Source organism: Pseudomonas viridiflava (assembly GCF_900184295.1).
In the GTDB taxonomy this organism is placed as follows: domain Bacteria; phylum Pseudomonadota; class Gammaproteobacteria; order Pseudomonadales; family Pseudomonadaceae; genus Aquipseudomonas; species Aquipseudomonas viridiflava.
In genome coordinates, this window is sequence record NZ_LT855380.1 from 5,261,590 (window position 1) to 5,278,855 (window position 17,266).

Sequence of the window (17,266 nt, forward strand, 5' to 3'; positions counted from 1 at the left end):
AATCCTGAACAAGTCGAAAGCGTGACAAAACAACCGTTTGCAGCGGTTTTATGTCGCACTTCCAAGGTCCGTCAAAATTGTTTTCCACAATTCTGAAAAGCGACGCCCCGAGTGCAAAACACCCGGGGCGCACGGTTGAAACAGCACGAGTTGCCAGACCGTCAGTGACCGCCCAGATAGGCGTTCCTGACCTCCTCATTGACCAGCAATTCCTGTCCGGTGCCGGACAGGCGGATCTCGCCGTTGACCATCACATAGGCGCGGTCAGACAGCTTCAGCGCATGGTTGGCGTTCTGCTCGACCAGAAAGATCGTCATGCCGGTCGCAGCCAGTTCACGCAGGGTGGCGAAGATCTGCTTCACGATGATTGGCGCCAGGCCCAGGCTCGGCTCGTCGAGCAGCAGCAACTTCGGACGGCTCATCAGGGCACGGGCGATGGCCAGCATTTGCTGCTCGCCACCGGACATGGTCATGGCGCGCTGGTTACGACGCTCCTTGAGGCGCGGAAACAGGTCGAACATGCGCTGCATGTCTTCAGCCGAGTGTTTGTCGCCAATCGGGATGGTGCCCATCATCAGGTTTTCCTCGACCGACATGTCGGGGAACACCCGCCGTCCTTCCGGCGACTGCGCAATGCCGTTGGAGGCAATGTAGTGCGACGACTTCTGAGTGATGTCGGTGCCCTGATAGATGATCTGCCCGCTGGCCGCACGCGGTTGACCGAAAATCGACATCAGCAGCGTGGACTTGCCCGCCCCATTGGAGCCGATCAGGCTGACCGTCTCGCCTTCGCCAATGTGCAGCGATACCTTCTTGAGGGCCTGGATCGGCCCGTAAAACACATCGATCTCTTTCAGTTCGAGGATCGGCTTGCTCATACCAATTCCTCTTCATCAGCGCCCAGGTACGCGGCGATCACTTTCGGATCGTTGCGGATCTGCTCCGGTCCGCCCGCGGCAATCACGTTGCCGTGGTCAAGCACCACAATGTCATCGGAGATACCCATCACCATGCCCATGTCATGCTCGATAAGCACGATGGTCATGTCATGCTCATCGCGCAGCAGACGGATCATGCCGCTCAGGGCTTCGGTTTCCTGCGGGTTGAGGCCTGCGGCGGGTTCATCCAGGCAGATCACCTGCGGACGCGTGCACATCGCCCGGGCGATTTCCAGACGGCGTTGCTGCCCGTAGGACAACTCACCGGCCAGACGGTTGGCGCAATCCACCAGATCCACGACTTCAAGCCAGTAGAACGCGGTGTTGAGTGCGTCTTCCTCGGCCTTGCGGTAGCCGCGAGTATTGAGGATCCCGCTGATCAGGCTGCGATTGACCCACATGTGCTGGGCGACCAGCAGGTTTTCGACCACCGACATTTCCTTGAACAGGCGAATGTTCTGGAACGTCCGCGCCAGACCCGCCCGGTTGACCAGGTGGGTGCCGCCGAACATCTTGTAGTACACGCGGCTCAGGAAGCTTGTCGGCGACACGAAGTCGCTGCCCTTGAACGGCTCGCCCAGCAGCTTGATGACGTTGGTGGTCTTGCCACGGGTATGCAGCTCGATACGCCCGCCAGTGGCCTTGTAGAAACCGGTCAGGCAGTTGAAGACCGTGGTCTTGCCCGCGCCGTTGGGGCCGATCAGGGCGAAGATCGAGTTGCGGCGAACCTTGAGGCTCACGTCGCTGAGGGCCTTGATGCCGCCGAAATGCATCATCAGGTGTTCGACGGAAAGAATCACTTCATTGCTCATTGCGTGGCTCCTTCCTTGACCAGCGCACCCTTGCGCGGAACCACACCAGTACGGCTGATGCGGATCAGGCCGCGTGGCCGCCAGATCATCATCAATACCATCAGAATCCCGAACAGCAGCACGCGATACTCAGAGAAGCTGCGCAGCAGTTCAGGCGCAACGGTCAACACGAAGGCTGCGATCACCACACCTACCGTCGATCCCATACCGCCGAGCACCACGATGGCCAGAATCAGCGCCGATTCGAAGAAGGTGAACGAGGTCGGGTTGACGAAGCCCTGATAGCTTGCGAAAAACACACCCGCAAGACCTGCCGTTGACGCACCAATGGTGAAAGCCGACAGCTTGACCAGCACGTGGTTGAGGCCCATCGAGCGGCAGGCGATTTCGTCTTCACGCAGCGCTTCCCAGGCACGGCCAATCGGCATGCGCGTCAGGCGATGCTTGACGAACAGCACGGCCAGCACCACGAGGAACAGCACGGTGTAGATGAACAGGAATTTCAGGTCCGGGTTGTAATCGAAGCCGAAGTACTCATGGATCGGCACTCCGCCGTCCTTCGCACGCCGGCCGAACTCCAGGCCGAAAAACGTTGGCGAGGGCACCGGCACACCGTTCGGGCCGCCAGTGAACGACAGCCAGTTGTTGAGCACCAGACGGATGATCTCGCCAAAGCCCAGCGTCACGATGGCCAGATAGTCGCCATGCATGCGCAGCACCGGAAAGCCCAGAATGCAGCCCGCCAGCGCCGCCGCAATGGCCGCCAGTGGCAAGGCCGACCAGAATCCCAGCCCGAGATACTGGTAGCCCAGCGCAAGGCCGTAGGCACCGATGGCATAGAACGCCACGTAGCCCAGATCGAGCAGCCCGGCCAGACCGACCACGATGTTCAGGCCCAGCCCCAACAACACATAGATCAGCCCGAGAATGACCACGGTCAGCAGGTATTTGTTGGCGAAAATCGGAAACACGATGGCGATCACGATCAGCACCGGAATGATCCAGTACAGGCTCGACTTGTGATCGGGTTTGAGCACGTGCACGCCCGACCCCGAACTCTCGAAGCTCTGGGAGATACGCACGCCCCTGGGCGTCTGCAGAAACAGACTCATCAGGAAGCGCCCGAGCATGACGATCGCCACCAGCCAGGCCACACGGGTCGGCTGCAGGTTGAAGCTGTAGCCATCGAGCACGATGCCGACGATAGGACCGAACACGATCAGCGCCAGCAATCCGGCCACCACGGCGTCGATCAGGCTTTTCTTGATATCAACAGGTTTAGCGATAGGAGCGGACATACTTATACCTTCGCCACGAGTGGGCGACCCAGCAGGCCTTGGGGACGGAAAATCAGGATCAATACCAGCAGGCCGAAACTGAACACGTCTTTGTAGTCGGAGTTGATCAGACCGGAGAACTGCGACTCGGCAACCCCCAGAATCAAACCGCCAAGCATCGCGCCAGGCAGTGAGCCGATCCCGCCCAATACGGCGGCAGTGAACGCCTTGATGCCGATCACGAAGCCTGCGTAGAAGTCGAATGTGCCGTAGTTCATGGTGATCAGCACGCCCGCCAGCGCCGCCATGGCCGCGCCGATGATGAACACGTAGGAGATGACCCGGTCGGTGTTGATCCCCAGGATCGACGCCATCTTGCGGTCCTGCTGGGTCGCGCGGCACATGCGGCCCAGCTTGGTGTACTTGATGATGTAGGTCAGCACGCCCATGCCGACGAAGGCGGCGATGAGGATGAAGATCTTGGTGTAGGTGATCTGCACGAAGCCGGTGCCGATCTCGAAGCGCCAGGCGCCTTCAAGCAACGTTGGAACACCCTGCTGTCGCGCGCCCTGACTGATCTGCGCATAGTTCTGCAGAATCAGCGAAATACCGATGGCGCTGATCAGCGGCGCCAGCCGGGTCGAGTTGCGCAGCGGCTTGTAGGCCACACGCTCGATCACGAACCCGTAAACGCCCGTTACAACAATGGTAAAGATCAGCGTCCCGAGGATCAGGAATGGAAAGGACTCAAGTCCAAAGAAAGACAGTACCGCCAGGCCGATCGCGGCCAGGTAGGCGGAAATCATGTACACGTCGCCGTGGGCGAAGTTGATCATGCCGATGATGCCGTAAACCATCGTGTAGCCGATGGCTATAAGACCGTAGACCGACCCGAGTGTCAGTCCGTTGATCATTTGCTGCAGGAAGATACCGTCCATCACGCACGCTCACACACTTGAAAGGCAGCTCAGCATTCCGTCCGCCGGGCCCTCGTGAGGCGCGGCGAACGGGTCCGAAAGCAACAGAAAATGCAGGCCCGCTCATGGGCGAGCCCATCCATTTGTCAGCCCGTGCTCACCTGGAGCGAGCACGGTCGACACACGTCCGTCTTATTTCTGTTTTTCAAGCTGGTGGTATTTGCCGTCCTTGTCCCACTGGTACACCACGTAGTCGGAGACTTTCAGGTCACCCTTGCTGTCCCAGGCCTTTTCGCCCATGACGGTCTTGACCGGATGATTCTTGAGCCATTCGGCTGCCTTGTCGCCCTTGGTGGACTTGGCACCATTGAAGCCAGCCGCCAGCGTCTGAACGGAAGCATAGGCGTACAGGGTGTAGCCTTCAGGCTCGTAGCCGGATTTGCGGAACTGGTCCACGACCGCCTTGCTGTCTGGCAGCATGCGAGGGTCGGCGCCGAAGGTCATGTACACGCCATCGACGTACTGTGCGCCGCCTGCGGTGGTCACCAGTTCGTCGGTCACGACACCGTCATCGGACATGAACCGGACATCCTTCAGGCCCTGCTCGCGCATTTGACGAACCAGTGGACCGGCTTCAGGGTGCAGGCCGCCGAAGTAGACCACATCGGCACCGGTCGAGCGGATCTTGGTGACCAGCGCGCTGAAATCCTTCTCGCCACGGGTCAAGCCTTCATACAGGACCGGTGTCACGCCGCGCTTTTTCAGTTGCGTCTGTGTGGCATCGGCCAGGCCCTGGCCATAGGTGTCCTTGTCGTGGATGACCGCGACTTTCTTGCCCTTCAGGACATCCACGATGTAATCACCGGCGACGACACCCTGCTGGTCGTCACGGCCACACATGCGGAACATCTCTTTAAGGCCACGCTCGGTGACCTGCGGGTTGGTGGAGCCAGGAGTGATAGCGATGACGCCCGCATCACTGTAGATCTCGGAAGCCGGAATGGTGGAAGACGAGCAGAAATGGCCGACAACGCCCACTACCTTTTCCTGATCCACAAGACGGTTGGCAACGGCCACGGCCTGCTTGGGTTCACAGGCATCGTCGCCCGCGACCAGGACGATCTTCTCCCCATTCACACCGCCTGCGGCATTGATGGCATCAGCCGCAGCCTGCGCACCCTTCATGTACTGCTGACCGAACGATGCGTTGGCACCGGTCATTGGACCCGCCACGCCAATTTTCACGTCAGCCTGCGCCAACGAAGACACGCCCAATGCAGTAGCGACTGCGATTGTCAGAAAGCCTTTCCTGTAAAACGTATGCGACATGAGTGGTGCTCCTGGTTTTTTTAATTGGCACTGCGACTACGCCTTTGCCTAGAGCAAGGGACGTGCCATCAGTTTTTTATTCCGGAAAATGTCACGTTTGGCTTGTCATTCAATGACCTGATCTCGTTGCCCACAGGCCGTGCAACCGCTCTAATGGCAAAAGGTGCAACCCACCTCATGAAAGAGCAACCCGGACGATGATGGACAGCAACCCGAACATTGGCCGACGTGCAACCCGCGTGTAACAACGTACGTCACCGAAGTGCACACGCCCGGTGCGCAAACGCTACGAGACGCACCATTTGAGGCTAGTGGATCTGGCGAAAAATGCCCTCATGCCTATTCAATCAGCAGGCAACTCGCGTCTCTCCTTTGCGGTAATGCGAACGACGTAGTAATAACCGGCCTTCAGCGGGGCAACAAATGACCTTTAGGCGAGATATCATTCCGATTACTCATGCATCACGTCTTGTAAAAGAGAAGCCCATTCATGCTTAACAAACGTCACCTGCCATCGATCGCTGCGCTGCAATGTTTTGAGGCGGTGACCCGGCATTTGAGCTTCACCCGCGCCGCCGAAGAGCTCAACCTGACCCAGAGCGCAGTGAGCAAGCAGGTGGCGCAGCTTGAAGAGCTGGTCCAGCACCTGCTGTTCCAGCGCGTTCGACGCAGGCTGCAGTTGACGCCCGCCGGTTCGCTGTACCTGGCCGAGGTGCGCAAGATCCTCAATCAGGTCGAGATGTCCACGCACTTCCTGCGTTCCTATGGAGGGGAAACGGAGGTGCTGCGCGTGTCCACGCCCTCGACCTTTGGTGCACGATGGCTGGTGCCGCGCCTAAAGGGCTGGCGCCTGCGTCATCCGCATATCCATCTGGACCTGCTCAACGAGCAGGAGTCGGATGACTTGATCAAGGGCCGCTGCGACGTCTCGTTCTACTTCGGTCAGGCTGCGATACCTGGCGCAGAAAGTGTGAAGCTGTTCGGTGAAGAATTGATCCCGGTCTGCTCGCCCGACAGCCTGCCCGAAACGCCCTTTACCGACCCGAGGCAACTGAGCGAACTGGTCCTGCTGCAGAACGCGTTCCGCCCGCAGGCCTGGCATGAATGGTTCGAAAGTCAGGGCTATCACACCGATCACAGTTATCACGGCCCGCGTTTTGAAACCTTCTACATGTGCATCCGCGCCGCCCAGGTCGGCTGCGGTGTCGCGCTGCTGCCGCGCTTTCTGGTGGAGGAAGAACTGGCTGAAGGCAAGCTGGTAATTGCATGGGATTTCGCAATGCCCAGCACCAACAATGCCTATTACTTGTCCTATCCGGAGCACACCGCCGACGTGCCCAAAATAAGGGTTTTCCTGCAATGGATGCTCGAACAGTTGGATCAGCCGGCCAGTTAAGGGCGACAATGCCCACCCAGCAGGCCGTGAGCTTTCCGTGGCAACAGGACAGGAAGTCGCGAGCCCCATGTTTACCGGCTGCTCTGGAGACCCGAAACAATGAGCGAGAGCGCCTTCTCCAATCGCATCGTGCAGAGTCTGCTCGATACCGATTTTTACAAACTCACCATGATGCAAGCCGTCCTGCACAACTACCCCAACGTCGACGTGGAATGGGAGTTTCGCTGCCGCAACGGTGAAGACCTTCGGCCCTATCTGGACGAAATACGGCATCAGATCGAGCTGCTGTGCGAGCTGTCACTGAGCCCCGAGCATTTGGCATTCATGGAACGCATCACGTTCATGAAGCCCGACTTTCTGCGCTTTCTGGGGCTGTTCCGCTTTAACACCCGTTACGTGAAGACCAGTATCGAGAACGACGAGCTGTGCATTCGCCTGCATGGCCCGTGGTTGCACGTGATTATGTTCGAAGTGCCGTTGCTGGCGATTGTCAGCGAAGTGCGCAACCGTCATCGTTACCCGAAGATCCTGCTCAGCCAGGCCCGCGAGCGGCTCTACGACAAGTTCGAATGGCTGAGCACCAACGCCGCACCGGATGAACTGGCCGAGCTCAAGGTCGCCGATTTCGGTACGCGTCGGCGTTTTTCGTATCGCGTGCAGGAAGAAGTATTGGGCGTGCTCAAGAATGACTTCCCGGGGCAGTTCGTGGGCACCAGCAATGTGCATCTGGCGCGTCAGCTGGACCTGAAACCGCTGGGCACCATGGCCCACGAATGGATCATGGCCCATCAGCAACTCGGGCCGCGCCTGATCGACAGCCAGATTGCCGCGCTTGATTGCTGGGTGCGCGAGTACCGCGGACTGCTGGGCATCGCATTGACTGACTGCATCACCACCGACGCATTCCTGACCGATTTCGATCTGTACTTCGCCAAGCTGTTCGATGGCTTGCGGCACGACTCGGGCGACCCGGTGAAGTGGGCCGAAAAATGCATCCTGCATTACCAGAAACTCGGCATCGACCCGATGAGCAAGACCCTGGTGTTCTCGGATGGTCTGAACCTGCCCAAGGCGCTGGAGATTTTCCGGGCACTGCGCGGGCGCATCAATGTCAGTTTTGGTATCGGCACCAATCTGACGGCGGACATCCCCGGCATTGCCCCCATGAACATGGTGCTGAAAATGACGGCCTGCGCCGGCCAGCCCGTGGCAAAGATTTCCGACGAGCCCGGCAAGGCGCAATGCAAGGATCCGAACTTCGTCGCCTACCTGCGACATGTATTCAAGGTGCCGGACCTGCCGCCTTCTGATAAATCTGTTTGAGTTTGACTACCTACGAGGAGTGAATCATGCACGCCGTACAGCGCCAGATTGCTGAACAGCTCAAGGTCCAGCCACCGTTCGCGGACCAGAATGCTCTGGAAACCGAAGTCGCCCGCCGCGTCGATTTCATCAAGCAGTGCCTGCAGAACGCCCGCCTCAAGAATCTGGTGCTGGGCATCAGTGGCGGCGTCGACTCGCTGACTGCTGGCCTGCTGGCCCAGCGCGCCGTCAAGGAACTGCGTGAGAGCACCGGCGACACGAGTTATCGCTTCGTCGCCGTGCGCCTGCCTTATATGGTGCAGGCTGACGAGCATGAAGCGCAGGCGTCGGTGGACTTCATCGAGCCGGACGAGCGCCATACCATCAACATCGGCCCCAGCGTCAAGGCGCTCGCATCTGAAGTGAAAGCGTTCGAAGGGCACCCTGCCAGCGCCGTGGATTTCGTGCTGGGCAACACCAAGGCGCGCATGCGCATGGTCGCTCAATACACCATTGCCGGTGCCTATCAGGGTCTGGTGATCGGGACTGACCATGCAGCGGAAGCGGTCATGGGTTTCTTCACCAAGTTCGGCGACGGCGCGTGCGATCTGGCACCGCTCAGCGGCTTGGTGAAACATCAGGTACGGGCCATTGCCCGCCACTTCGGCGCGCCCGAATCACTGGTAGAGAAGGTGCCGACGGCAGACCTGGAAGACCTGTCTCCCGGCAAACCGGACGAAGCTTCGCACGGGGTGACCTACGCCGAGATCGACGCCTTCCTGCACGGCCAGCCGGTACGCGAAGAGGCGTTCAAAATCATTTGCGACACCTACGCCAAGACCCAGCACAAGCGCGAACAGCCTTACGCGCCCTGAGGCGCAGCAGCGATGATCGTGCCTATGCGCTCATCGTTATAAACAAGTCTGTCAAACACTGATGATCGTGCCCATCGCGTGGGCATGCAGCCCGTGACGCTCCGCGTCACAAATGGCACAGATTGCGGATTCAGTGAGCCGAGCGCATGACGTGGATAACGCTGGAGCTTGTCCACGCATCTGCGCCACATTCGAGAGCGGACGCGGAGCGTCCTGAGCGGCATTCCCACGCGGAGCGTAGGAACGATCAGCGTGATCTCAAGCACGCCGATCATGCCCATGCTTGTGCTCAGCGCTATACCCGAGTCTTGTTGCGACCACGGCCGGTGGGAGGCGGCTTGCCGGCGAAGCTTTTTCTGAAGCGACCTATCAGTAACTGAGCGGACGCGGAGCGTCCTGAGAGGCGTTACCACGCAGAGCGTGGGAACGATCATTACGGTTTGCCAATTACTTCAGCGTTACGCTGCCTTTCATCATCGCGATGTGGCCAGGGAACGTGCAGAAGAATTCATAGCTTTCAGCAGGATCGAGCTTCGAGACATCGAAGGTCACCGAGTCCTTCTCACCCGCGCCGATGATTTTGGTGTGGGCGATGACACGTGGGTCGCCTTCCTTGATGTAGTCCTTGTCGATTCCAACGCTCATGCCGTCAGTGGTCACGCCTTGAGCGTCGGCCTTCTTGCTCAACACCCAGTTATGCCCCATGACGTTCTTCGGCAGGCTGCCGGAGTGCGTGAGGTTGACGGTGAAGCTCTTGCAGCTCTTGTCGATCTCGATGGCTTTCTTGTCATACATCATCTGATCGGTCGAGTCGATGGTGGTGGAACACTCGGCCGCCAGCAGTTGACCACTGGCCAGCGTCAACAGGGAAATCGCTACAAGCTTGCGGATCATTTGAATCTCCAGGGCAGGTACTTCAGATTTAAAAGTGACGATTGAAAACAGAGCGTCGAACGGCGGCGGGGTTCCAATGGCGAGCGAAAGGCGCACGAGCTATCGGTGCCATCGAAACAATCAAACAGCCAGACACGGAGCGCCACTCTACCATCGGCACATCTACCTCCCCATGGAAAGACCTTCATGCAACTCAATAGTCTGTTTCGCAGTCTGCTCGCCGCTTACGCCTGTGGCGCAAGCGCCAGTTGTCCGCACGATGCGTACGACCGGGCCCGGCATAGCGTCTGAATGGGTCGATGCCGCCGAGTAATAAACGTTTGGCGGACACCGGGAATTAAGCGCGGCTCAGGCGACCGGCATGACCGTGACCCGCACTTCGGGGTCATGCGTGCCGCCACCCAGAATGACACCGCGCAATGGCGATACATCGGAGAAGTCGCGTCCCCACGCCAGACTGATGTGTTCCAGCGCAGGCTGCACGTTGTTGGTCGGGTCGAAATCGACCCAGCCCGACGCAGGACAGAACACCGACACCCAGGCATGCGAGGCGTCCGCACCGATCAGGCGAGGCTGTCCGGGGGGTGGCTGGGTCAGCAGATAGCCGCTGACATAACGCGCCGCCAGCCCACGGGAACGCAGACAGGCAAGCATCAGGTGCGCGAAGTCCTGACAGACGCCGCGCCTGCGCTCCAGCACTTCCACCAACGGCGTCGCCACCTGGGTGGCCTCGCTGTCGAAGGTGAACTCGTCGAATATCTTTTCCATCAGTGCCTGCACACCGAGCAGCAACGGCCGCCCCGGTGGAAAGCAATCCTGCGAGAACTCGACAAACGAGCGCTTCAAGTGCACGTAGGGCGATTCGAAGCGGTAGCGACAGGCTTCCAGCACATCAGCGCTCATCGGCTTGGCGCTGTAGGTCAGCGCGCTACGCGTGACTTCCCATTCCGGCGACAGGTTGAAGTCCAGATACGGCCGTTCCAGCACCTCGATCTGCAGACGTGCATTGACCTGCAATTCGTCGTGCGGACGTTCGAAGGCCAGCCGGGTCAGCGGATTGCCGAACACGTCCAGCTCATCGCGGCGCGTGGTAGGCGTCGGAAAAATCTCCAGGCTCTGCTCGGTACAACGCTGCCAAGGACTGCTGCGCGGCCACAGGTGTGCCAGTTGCTGGGCCAGCGACACCGGGCTGTCGTACTTGTAATGCGTGTCATGGAAAATCTGGTAAAGGGCGCTCATCAGACGGACACCGTGCGTTGGCTGACGTCATCGACATGGGCAAAGTGACGCAAGGCCAGACGATCAGAGGCTTGACCGGCGCTTTCGCCGATGCCTTGCAAGAGGTCCGCGAGACCGTCCAGCACCGCATCGATGCTGCTCTGACCGAACAGCGGATTTTCCAGGCTGCCGAGATCGAAAGCCGCCAGACGCTGCGCCATAACCGTGAGGCTGTTGTCACGCGGCGCGTCGAAGTTGTCGCTCAAGCGGCGCAACGAGCGCTGCACCAGCTTGAGCTGAAACAGCACGGCGTGGGGGTTCTGGTCATCGAGCAACAACAGGTCCAGCACCGGAATCAGGTGCGGCACGGCCATGTAGCGCGAACGATAGGTGATGCTGCTGTTGCCCAGCTCCAGCAGCCACTCCAGGCCGGCCTGATCCGACACAGTGGTGCCACGCAGGAACGCCGCCAGGCTCATGCTGAGAAACTTGAGGCGCTCGATACGTCGCCCGATCATCAGAAAGCTCCAGCCCTCATCGCGGGTCATGTCATCCAGCGCAAAACCGGACAGCGCGGCCAGCGACATCACCAGACGGTTGAGGAAATCCAGCAACTCGCCGAAGTCGGGGTCTTCGGATTCCAGGCTCATGGCTTCGCGCTGCAACTCGACCAGTGCCTGCCAGTTCTCTCGGGACAGCTTGCCGCGCACTTGCGAGGCCGCCCACTGCAGACGTTGCAGGTTGGCGCGCAGGCTGAACGGCCACTCATCGCCCAACAACGCCGTCAGCAGACGATGTTGCAGCGTTTCGTCTTCCTCGGCCTCGGGCAGCACACCCAGACTTTCGGCCAGCGTCACGGCAGCCTGCAAGGCTTGCGGATCATCATCGTCGACATAGCGGGTGAACATGATGCGCAGCAGGCGCGCGCTGTCGTCGCAGCGCTCGCAGTAACGCCCGAACCAGAACAGGTTTTCCACAACCCGCGACGGCAGGTAGGGATCGCGCCGGATCAGGTCATAGACGCCCAATGCGCGCTGGCCTTTCAAAGGCTCGCCGGCATGCACGCCACTGTAGGAGCGCTCACCCAGCACCCAGGTGTCCTTGCTGGCACCGCCACGCTGCATCGAAACCACGTCCGCATCGGCATCGGCTGCCACGCGCGTCAGACCGCCCGGCAAAACACGATAACCATCAAGGCCCGCGACAGCGTACACCCGCATGCCGATAGCGCGCGGCTGCAAGGCTTCGCCATCGGCCTGCAGAACGGGCGCGTGAGACAGCTGCGCCAGTTCCTGCGCGACGTAGGCATAAGGCCGGGCCTGCATGCGCGCGGCCAGCGCCTTGCGTTGCTCATCGTCCAGGTCGCGGCCGAATACGGGCACGAAATGCTGCGACGGAAACGCAGGTTTGATCAGGAGCTCAGGAAGCTTTTCGAGTGCCTGCGCCAGCACGGGCGGCTCGCCGCACCACCAGGTCGCCACGGACGGCAGGATCAGTTCCTCGCCGAACAGGTATTCGCAGATTTTCGGCAGAAAGCCCAGCAGACCCGGCGACTCCAGCACACCACTGCCCAGGGCGTTGGCCACCAGCACATTGCCCTGACGCACGGCTTCCAGCAGCCCCGGCACGCCCAGTGCCGAGTCAGTACGCAGCTCCAGCGGATCGCAGAAGTCATCGTCCAGACGACGCATGATGGCGTGCACCCGGCGAAGACCGCTGAGGGTCTTCAGAAACACCGTAGCGTCACGCACCGTCAGGTCGCCGCCTTCCACCAGTGGATAACCCAGCTGCCGCGCCAGATACAGATGTTCGAAATAGCTTTCGTTGAACCGCCCCGGCGTCAGCAGCACGATCAGCGGCGCTTCATTGCTGGTAGGCGCCTGGCGCGCCAGCGTCTGCTGCAAGGCACCGAAGAAACCGGATAAATGCCGCACCTGCAGATCACGGTAGGTTTCCGGCAAGGCACGAGCGACAATCTGGCGGTTTTCCAGCGCATAACCTGCACCGGAAGGCGCCTGAGTCCGGTCAGCGGTCACCCACCAGCGACCATCGGGCGTGCGCGCCAGATCAACGGCGTACATGTGCAGGAACGTGTCCTCGGGCGGCTTGACGCCCTGGCACGGCCACAGAAAGTTGTTATGCCCGAAGACCAGCTCGGCTGGCAGCAGCCCTTGGGCGATCAGGGTCTGCGGGCCATACAGGTCGGCAAGCACCGCATTGAGCAGCCGTCCGCGCTGAGCGATACCGGCCGCCACATGCGCCCATTCGTCAGCCGGAATGATGTGCGGCAACAAGTCCAGTTCCCACGGACGGTCAGCGCCCTTGGGATCGGCATAGACGTTGTAGGTCACGCCGTTTTCCTGAATCTGCCGGGTCAGCAGTGCCTGACGCTGGGTCAGCTGCGCAGGCGAGCTGCGTCGCATGTGCTCGTAGAGACGCCGCCAATGAGGACGAACTGTCCCGTCGGCATCGAGCATCTCGTGGTAGGTACCCTCGGACAGCGGGTATCGGTCAAGCAAGTCGGGCATGGAAGGCTCGGCAGGGCAGCAAAAAGGACTTCAAATGAAGCGGTCAGGTGTCACGTCCGTGCGCACCCGACTCACTGTTGACGCAGACTCAGTGCAGGCGCATATCCAGCGTCATCGGCAGTTCGTCGTTAATGTTGAGCGACGGGACCTCCAATTTGCCCGGTGTATGGCCAATGCGGAAGAAACGCGACATGCGGCGGCTTTCCGCTTCGTTGGCGTTGACCGGCAGGGTTTCATAGTTGCGCCCGCCCGGATGGGCGACATGATACTCGCAGCCGCCCAGTGAGCGGTGCATCCAGGTGTCGAGCAGGTCGAAGACCAATGGCGCATGCACACCGATGGTCGGTTGCAGGCAGTTGGCTGGCTGCCAGGCGCGATAACGCACGCCCGCGACGAACTCGCCCGCCTGACCGGTTGGCTGCAGCGGGACGGGAATGCCATTGCAGGTCAGCATGTAGCGCTGCGGCGGCAGGCCGGTGAGATGCACCTGCAGGCGCTCCAGTGACGAATCCACGTAACGCACTGCACCACCGCCCGAACCCTCTTCACCCAGCACATGCCAAGGCTCCAGCGCCTGACGCAATTCGAGCTGGATACCATTGACGGCGTAATCACCGACTTTCGGGAAACGGAACTCCAGGTGCGCCGCGAACCAGTCGGCACGCACCGGATAACCGGCGCTGTTGAGGTCGGCCACGACGTCAGCGAAATCCTGCTCGATGAAGTGCGGCAACATAAAGCGGTCATGCAACTGCGTGCCCCAGCGCGCCAGCTTGGCGGGCGCATAGGGTTCACGCCAGAAGCGCGCCACCAGTGCGCGCAACAGCAACTGCTGGGCCAGACTCATGCGCGCATGCGGCGGCATCTCGAAAGCACGCAGTTCCAGCAAACCCAGACGCCCGGTCGCACCGTCAGGCGAGTACAGCTTGTCGATGCAGAACTCGGCGCGGTGTGTGTTGCCGGTCACGTCGATCAACAGGTTGCGCAGCAAACGGTCCACGACCCACGGCGCCACTTCTTCACCGGGCTCGGGCATTTGCGAGAAGGCGATTTCCATCTCGTACAGCGAGTCGTTACGCGCTTCGTCGATGCGCGGGGCCTGCGAGGTCGGGCCGATGAACAGGCCAGAAAACAGGTACGACAGCGACGGGTGATTGTGCCAGTAGCTGATCAGGCTGCGCAGCAGATCGGGACGGCGCAGGAACGGCGAGTCGGCAGGTGTTGCGCCACCCATGACGAAGTGGTTGCCGCCGCCTGTCCCGGTGTGGCGCCCGTCGATCATGAATTTTTCGGTGGTCAGCCGCGTCAGGCGCGCCTGCTCGTAAAGAAATTCGGTGCGTTCAACAAGCTGATCCCAACTGGCGGACGGCTGCACGTTCACTTCGATCACGCCCGGATCCGGGGTAATGCGGAAGTTGCACAGACGCGGGTCGCTCGGCGGCTCGTAGCCTTCCAGCAACACCGGACACTTCAACTCTTCGGCCGTCGCTTCGATCACCGCGACCAGTTCGAGGTATTCCTCAAGCTTCTGCAGCGGCGGCATGAACAGGTACAGACGCCCGTCACGGGCTTCGGCACACAGGGCTGTGCGGGTCAGCCAGTCGGCAGACTCATCAAGCTTGGGCGCGCGCTCGGCATCGGTGTCGGAGGACTTGAGCTGCGAGATCAGCGAGTCGCTGTCATCCAGCTCCGGGAAGGCCTGATTGTGGTCGGTCGGATGAATGAACGGGTACTCGGCCGCCTTGACCCAAGGCTGCGAAGCCAGCGGAAGACGATAGCCCAGCGCCGAATCGCCCGGCACCAGGCGGCAATGATCGTCACGCAGGTACCAGCGTCCGCTCTGCCAACTGTCGCCATCAGCGGTACGCGCCAACGGCAGCACCTGACCGATGACCTTGTCCAGGCCCTGCGCGAAGACCTTGCGCAGACGGGCACGCTCCATCTCGTCGCCGAGCCTTGAATCCTCGGCAGTGACGTTCATCGGCAGCGCGCCTTCGCGCCACAGGTAGTAATAATTGTCTTCGTAGGCCGGAAACACGAAGCGGGTCGGCAGCTTCAGCCGCTCGGCGACGCTGGCCAGAAAGCGCCCTGCCAGTTCGCCCGTGACGCCGTAGTCTTCAGTCTCGCTGGCGATCAACGCGTCGTTGTGCCAGACCGGCTGGCCGTCCTTGCGCCAGAAGCAGTTCAGCGACCAGCGCGGCAGTTGCTCGCCCGGATACCACTTGCCCTGTCCGAAGTGCACGATGCCCAGCGGTGCGTAATGCGCCCGCATGCGCTGGAACAGCTCGGCTGACAGCTCGCGTTTTTTCGGGCCGAGCGCGGCGGTGTTCCATTCCTCGCCGTCACGATCATCAATGGAAACGAAGGTCGGCTCGCCGCCCATGGTCAGGCGCACGTCGTCGCGTTGCAGGTCAGCATCGATTTGATGACCCAGGGCCTGAATGTCCTGCCATTGCTCTTCCGTGTAAGGCTTGGTAACGCGTGGCGCTTCCCAGATCCGCTCGACCGACATTTCATGGCTGAACTGCGTTTCGCACGGTTCGACCAGCCCGCTGATCGGCGCGGCAGAAGACGGTTCCGGGCTGCACGCCAACGGAATATGCCCTTCGCCCGCAAACAGACCGGAGGTCGCGTCCAGACCGACCCAGCCAGCACCCGGCAGATAAACCTCGCACCAGGCGTGCAGGTCAGTGAAGTCGACGTCAGTGCCGGACGGACCGTCCAGTGCGGCGACGTCGGCCTTGAGCTGAATCAGATAACCCGACACAAAACGCGCCGCCATGCCCAAGTGGCGCAGCAACTGCACCAGCAACCACGCCGAGTCGCGGCAGGAGCCTGAGGCGTTTTCCAGCGTGTACTCGGGTGTTTGTACGCCCGGCTCCATGCGGATGAGGTATGCAACGTCCTGGCTCAGGCGCTGGTTGAGCCCGACCAGAAAGTCGATGGCCGGTATCGGTTCGCGGCTGATGCTGTCCAGGTACGCCTGGAATTTAGGCGTCAGCGGCAGTTTTTCCAGATACGGCGCCAGCTCGCGCTGCTCTTCGCTGGCGTACAGGAACGGGATGTTTTCGGCATAGGGTTCGAGGAAGAAATCGAACGGATTGAAGACCGCCATCTCGGCGACCAGATCGACCTCGACACGAAACTCGTCGGTTTTCTCGGGGAAGACCAGACGTGCCAGGTAGTTGCCCTGCGGGTCCTGCTGCCAGTTGATGAAGTGGTTTTCAGGCTGCACTTTCAGCGAGTAGGACAGCACACGCGTGCGGCTATGGGCCGCCGGGCGCAGGCGAACAATCTGCGGACCCAGTTCGACGGCGCGTTCGTAGCGGTAATGCGTGACGTGGTGCAAGGCAATATGAATCGACACGGCGTGCCTCCTGCGAGCCTGAACGGTAAATGATCCGCGCAAGACTTATGCCATCCGGCCAAAGTCCTGCGCCTGCGACGCTGGCAATACGCGCCTGAGCGGACAAGGCACCAAAATCGCGCCAGCCGACGCCGAGCGTGCAAGGGTCGCACGATAATGTGGCAGACAGTGTGGCAGAGGGATGAGACGGGAGGTGAAGTATCTGATTGACGCGAGGAAGCTGCGGGGAAAGCTGCCTGATCCGAGTAATCAGTGCCGGTGGGACGCGGAGCGTCCCGGAAGGCCCGGCGACACTGATCGTTCCCACGCTCCAGCGTGGTAACGCCTCTCAGGACGCTCTGCGTCCGGCCGTGATGTGACGCAGAACGTCACGGGATGCACGCCCATGCAGAGCATGGGCACGATCAGTGTCG

12 protein-coding genes are annotated in these 17,266 nt (G+C 60.6%); 3 read left to right on the forward strand and 9 right to left on the reverse strand.

Annotation, left to right across the window (positions count from 1 at the left end):
- Positions 1–161 precede the first annotated feature (161 nt).
- The 5 genes from CFBP1590_RS23705 to CFBP1590_RS23725 all read right to left on the reverse strand — a co-directional run bounded on the left by CFBP1590_RS23705 (position 162) and on the right by CFBP1590_RS23725 (position 5,273).
- Positions 162–878 (reverse strand): ABC transporter ATP-binding protein, encoded by a 717-nt coding sequence (locus CFBP1590_RS23705; RefSeq protein ID WP_029241385.1) that lies wholly within the window; start codon positions 876–878, stop codon positions 162–164.
- A complete protein-coding gene (locus tag CFBP1590_RS23710) occupies positions 875–1,750 on the reverse strand; it encodes an ABC transporter ATP-binding protein (RefSeq protein ID WP_029241384.1) in 876 nt (291 codons plus the stop codon). The genes CFBP1590_RS23705 and CFBP1590_RS23710 overlap by 4 nt, the downstream gene beginning before the upstream one ends.
- Entirely contained in the window at positions 1,747–3,048 is a 1,302-nt protein-coding gene (gene livM / locus CFBP1590_RS23715; RefSeq protein WP_029241383.1) for a high-affinity branched-chain amino acid ABC transporter permease LivM, read from the reverse strand. Before livM ends, CFBP1590_RS23710 begins: the two co-directional genes overlap by 4 nt.
- A gap of 2 nt (positions 3,049–3,050) precedes the next feature.
- Positions 3,051–3,965 carry an ABC transporter permease subunit gene (locus CFBP1590_RS23720; protein ID WP_004883614.1) on the reverse strand — a complete coding sequence of 305 codons (915 nt, stop codon included), beginning with the start codon at positions 3,963–3,965 and terminating at the stop codon, positions 3,051–3,053.
- A 171-nt stretch (positions 3,966–4,136) separates the two neighbouring features.
- Positions 4,137–5,273 carry an ABC transporter substrate-binding protein gene (locus CFBP1590_RS23725; protein WP_004883611.1) on the reverse strand — a complete coding sequence of 379 codons (1,137 nt, stop codon included), beginning with the start codon at positions 5,271–5,273 and terminating at the stop codon, positions 4,137–4,139.
- Between the two features lie 490 nt (positions 5,274–5,763).
- On the opposite strand from CFBP1590_RS23725, the gene CFBP1590_RS23730 reads away from it, so the two are divergent.
- From CFBP1590_RS23730 to nadE, 3 genes are all read left to right on the forward strand, one after another.
- Positions 5,764–6,669: a LysR substrate-binding domain-containing protein gene (locus CFBP1590_RS23730; RefSeq protein WP_029241382.1), complete on the forward strand. Its 906-nt coding sequence runs from the start codon at positions 5,764–5,766 to the stop codon at positions 6,667–6,669.
- A gap of 99 nt (positions 6,670–6,768) precedes the next feature.
- A complete protein-coding gene (gene pncB, locus CFBP1590_RS23735) occupies positions 6,769–7,992 on the forward strand; it encodes a nicotinate phosphoribosyltransferase (protein WP_029241381.1) in 1,224 nt (407 codons plus the stop codon).
- 26 nt (positions 7,993–8,018) lie between these two features.
- Positions 8,019–8,846 carry an NAD(+) synthase gene (gene nadE / locus CFBP1590_RS23740; RefSeq protein ID WP_029241380.1) on the forward strand — a complete coding sequence of 276 codons (828 nt, stop codon included), beginning with the start codon at positions 8,019–8,021 and terminating at the stop codon, positions 8,844–8,846.
- 447 nt (positions 8,847–9,293) lie between these two features.
- Here the strand turns inward: nadE and azu are convergent, their stop codons facing one another.
- The 4 genes from azu to CFBP1590_RS23760 all read right to left on the reverse strand — a co-directional run bounded on the left by azu (position 9,294) and on the right by CFBP1590_RS23760 (position 16,853).
- On the reverse strand, positions 9,294–9,740 hold the full coding sequence (gene azu / locus CFBP1590_RS23745; RefSeq protein ID WP_004883598.1) for an azurin: 447 nt from the start codon (positions 9,738–9,740) through the stop codon (positions 9,294–9,296).
- A gap of 348 nt (positions 9,741–10,088) precedes the next feature.
- The gene (locus CFBP1590_RS23750) at positions 10,089–10,979 is read right to left on the reverse strand and encodes a transglutaminase family protein (protein ID WP_029242996.1); all 891 of its coding nucleotides are present in this window, start codon (positions 10,977–10,979) and stop codon (positions 10,089–10,091) included.
- The gene (locus CFBP1590_RS23755; RefSeq protein ID WP_088236043.1) at positions 10,979–13,486 is read right to left on the reverse strand and encodes a circularly permuted type 2 ATP-grasp protein; all 2,508 of its coding nucleotides are present in this window, start codon (positions 13,484–13,486) and stop codon (positions 10,979–10,981) included. Before CFBP1590_RS23755 ends, CFBP1590_RS23750 begins: the two co-directional genes overlap by 1 nt.
- Positions 13,487–13,574: 88 nt before the next feature.
- Positions 13,575–16,853: a transglutaminase family protein gene (locus CFBP1590_RS23760; protein ID WP_088236044.1), complete on the reverse strand. Its 3,279-nt coding sequence runs from the start codon at positions 16,851–16,853 to the stop codon at positions 13,575–13,577.
- Positions 16,854–17,266: the final 413 nt, after the last annotated feature.

Coding starts and splice junctions, on each gene's coding strand:
- CFBP1590_RS23750 (WP_029242996.1), bottom strand. CDS start 10,979: ATGAGCGCCCTTTACCAGATTTTCCATGACACGCATTACAAGTACGAC.
- nadE (WP_029241380.1), top strand. CDS start 8,019: ATGCACGCCGTACAGCGCCAGATTGCTGAACAGCTCAAGGTCCAGCCA.
- CFBP1590_RS23725 (WP_004883611.1), bottom strand. CDS start 5,273: ATGTCGCATACGTTTTACAGGAAAGGCTTTCTGACAATCGCAGTCGCT.
- azu (WP_004883598.1), bottom strand. CDS start 9,740: ATGATCCGCAAGCTTGTAGCGATTTCCCTGTTGACGCTGGCCAGTGGT.
- CFBP1590_RS23710 (WP_029241384.1), bottom strand. CDS start 1,750: ATGAGCAATGAAGTGATTCTTTCCGTCGAACACCTGATGATGCATTTC.
- livM (WP_029241383.1), bottom strand. CDS start 3,048: ATGTCCGCTCCTATCGCTAAACCTGTTGATATCAAGAAAAGCCTGATC.
- CFBP1590_RS23730 (WP_029241382.1), top strand. CDS start 5,764: ATGCTTAACAAACGTCACCTGCCATCGATCGCTGCGCTGCAATGTTTT.
- CFBP1590_RS23720 (WP_004883614.1), bottom strand. CDS start 3,965: ATGGACGGTATCTTCCTGCAGCAAATGATCAACGGACTGACACTCGGG.
- CFBP1590_RS23705 (WP_029241385.1), bottom strand. CDS start 878: ATGAGCAAGCCGATCCTCGAACTGAAAGAGATCGATGTGTTTTACGGG.
- pncB (WP_029241381.1), top strand. CDS start 6,769: ATGAGCGAGAGCGCCTTCTCCAATCGCATCGTGCAGAGTCTGCTCGAT.
- CFBP1590_RS23755 (WP_088236043.1), bottom strand. CDS start 13,486: ATGCCCGACTTGCTTGACCGATACCCGCTGTCCGAGGGTACCTACCAC.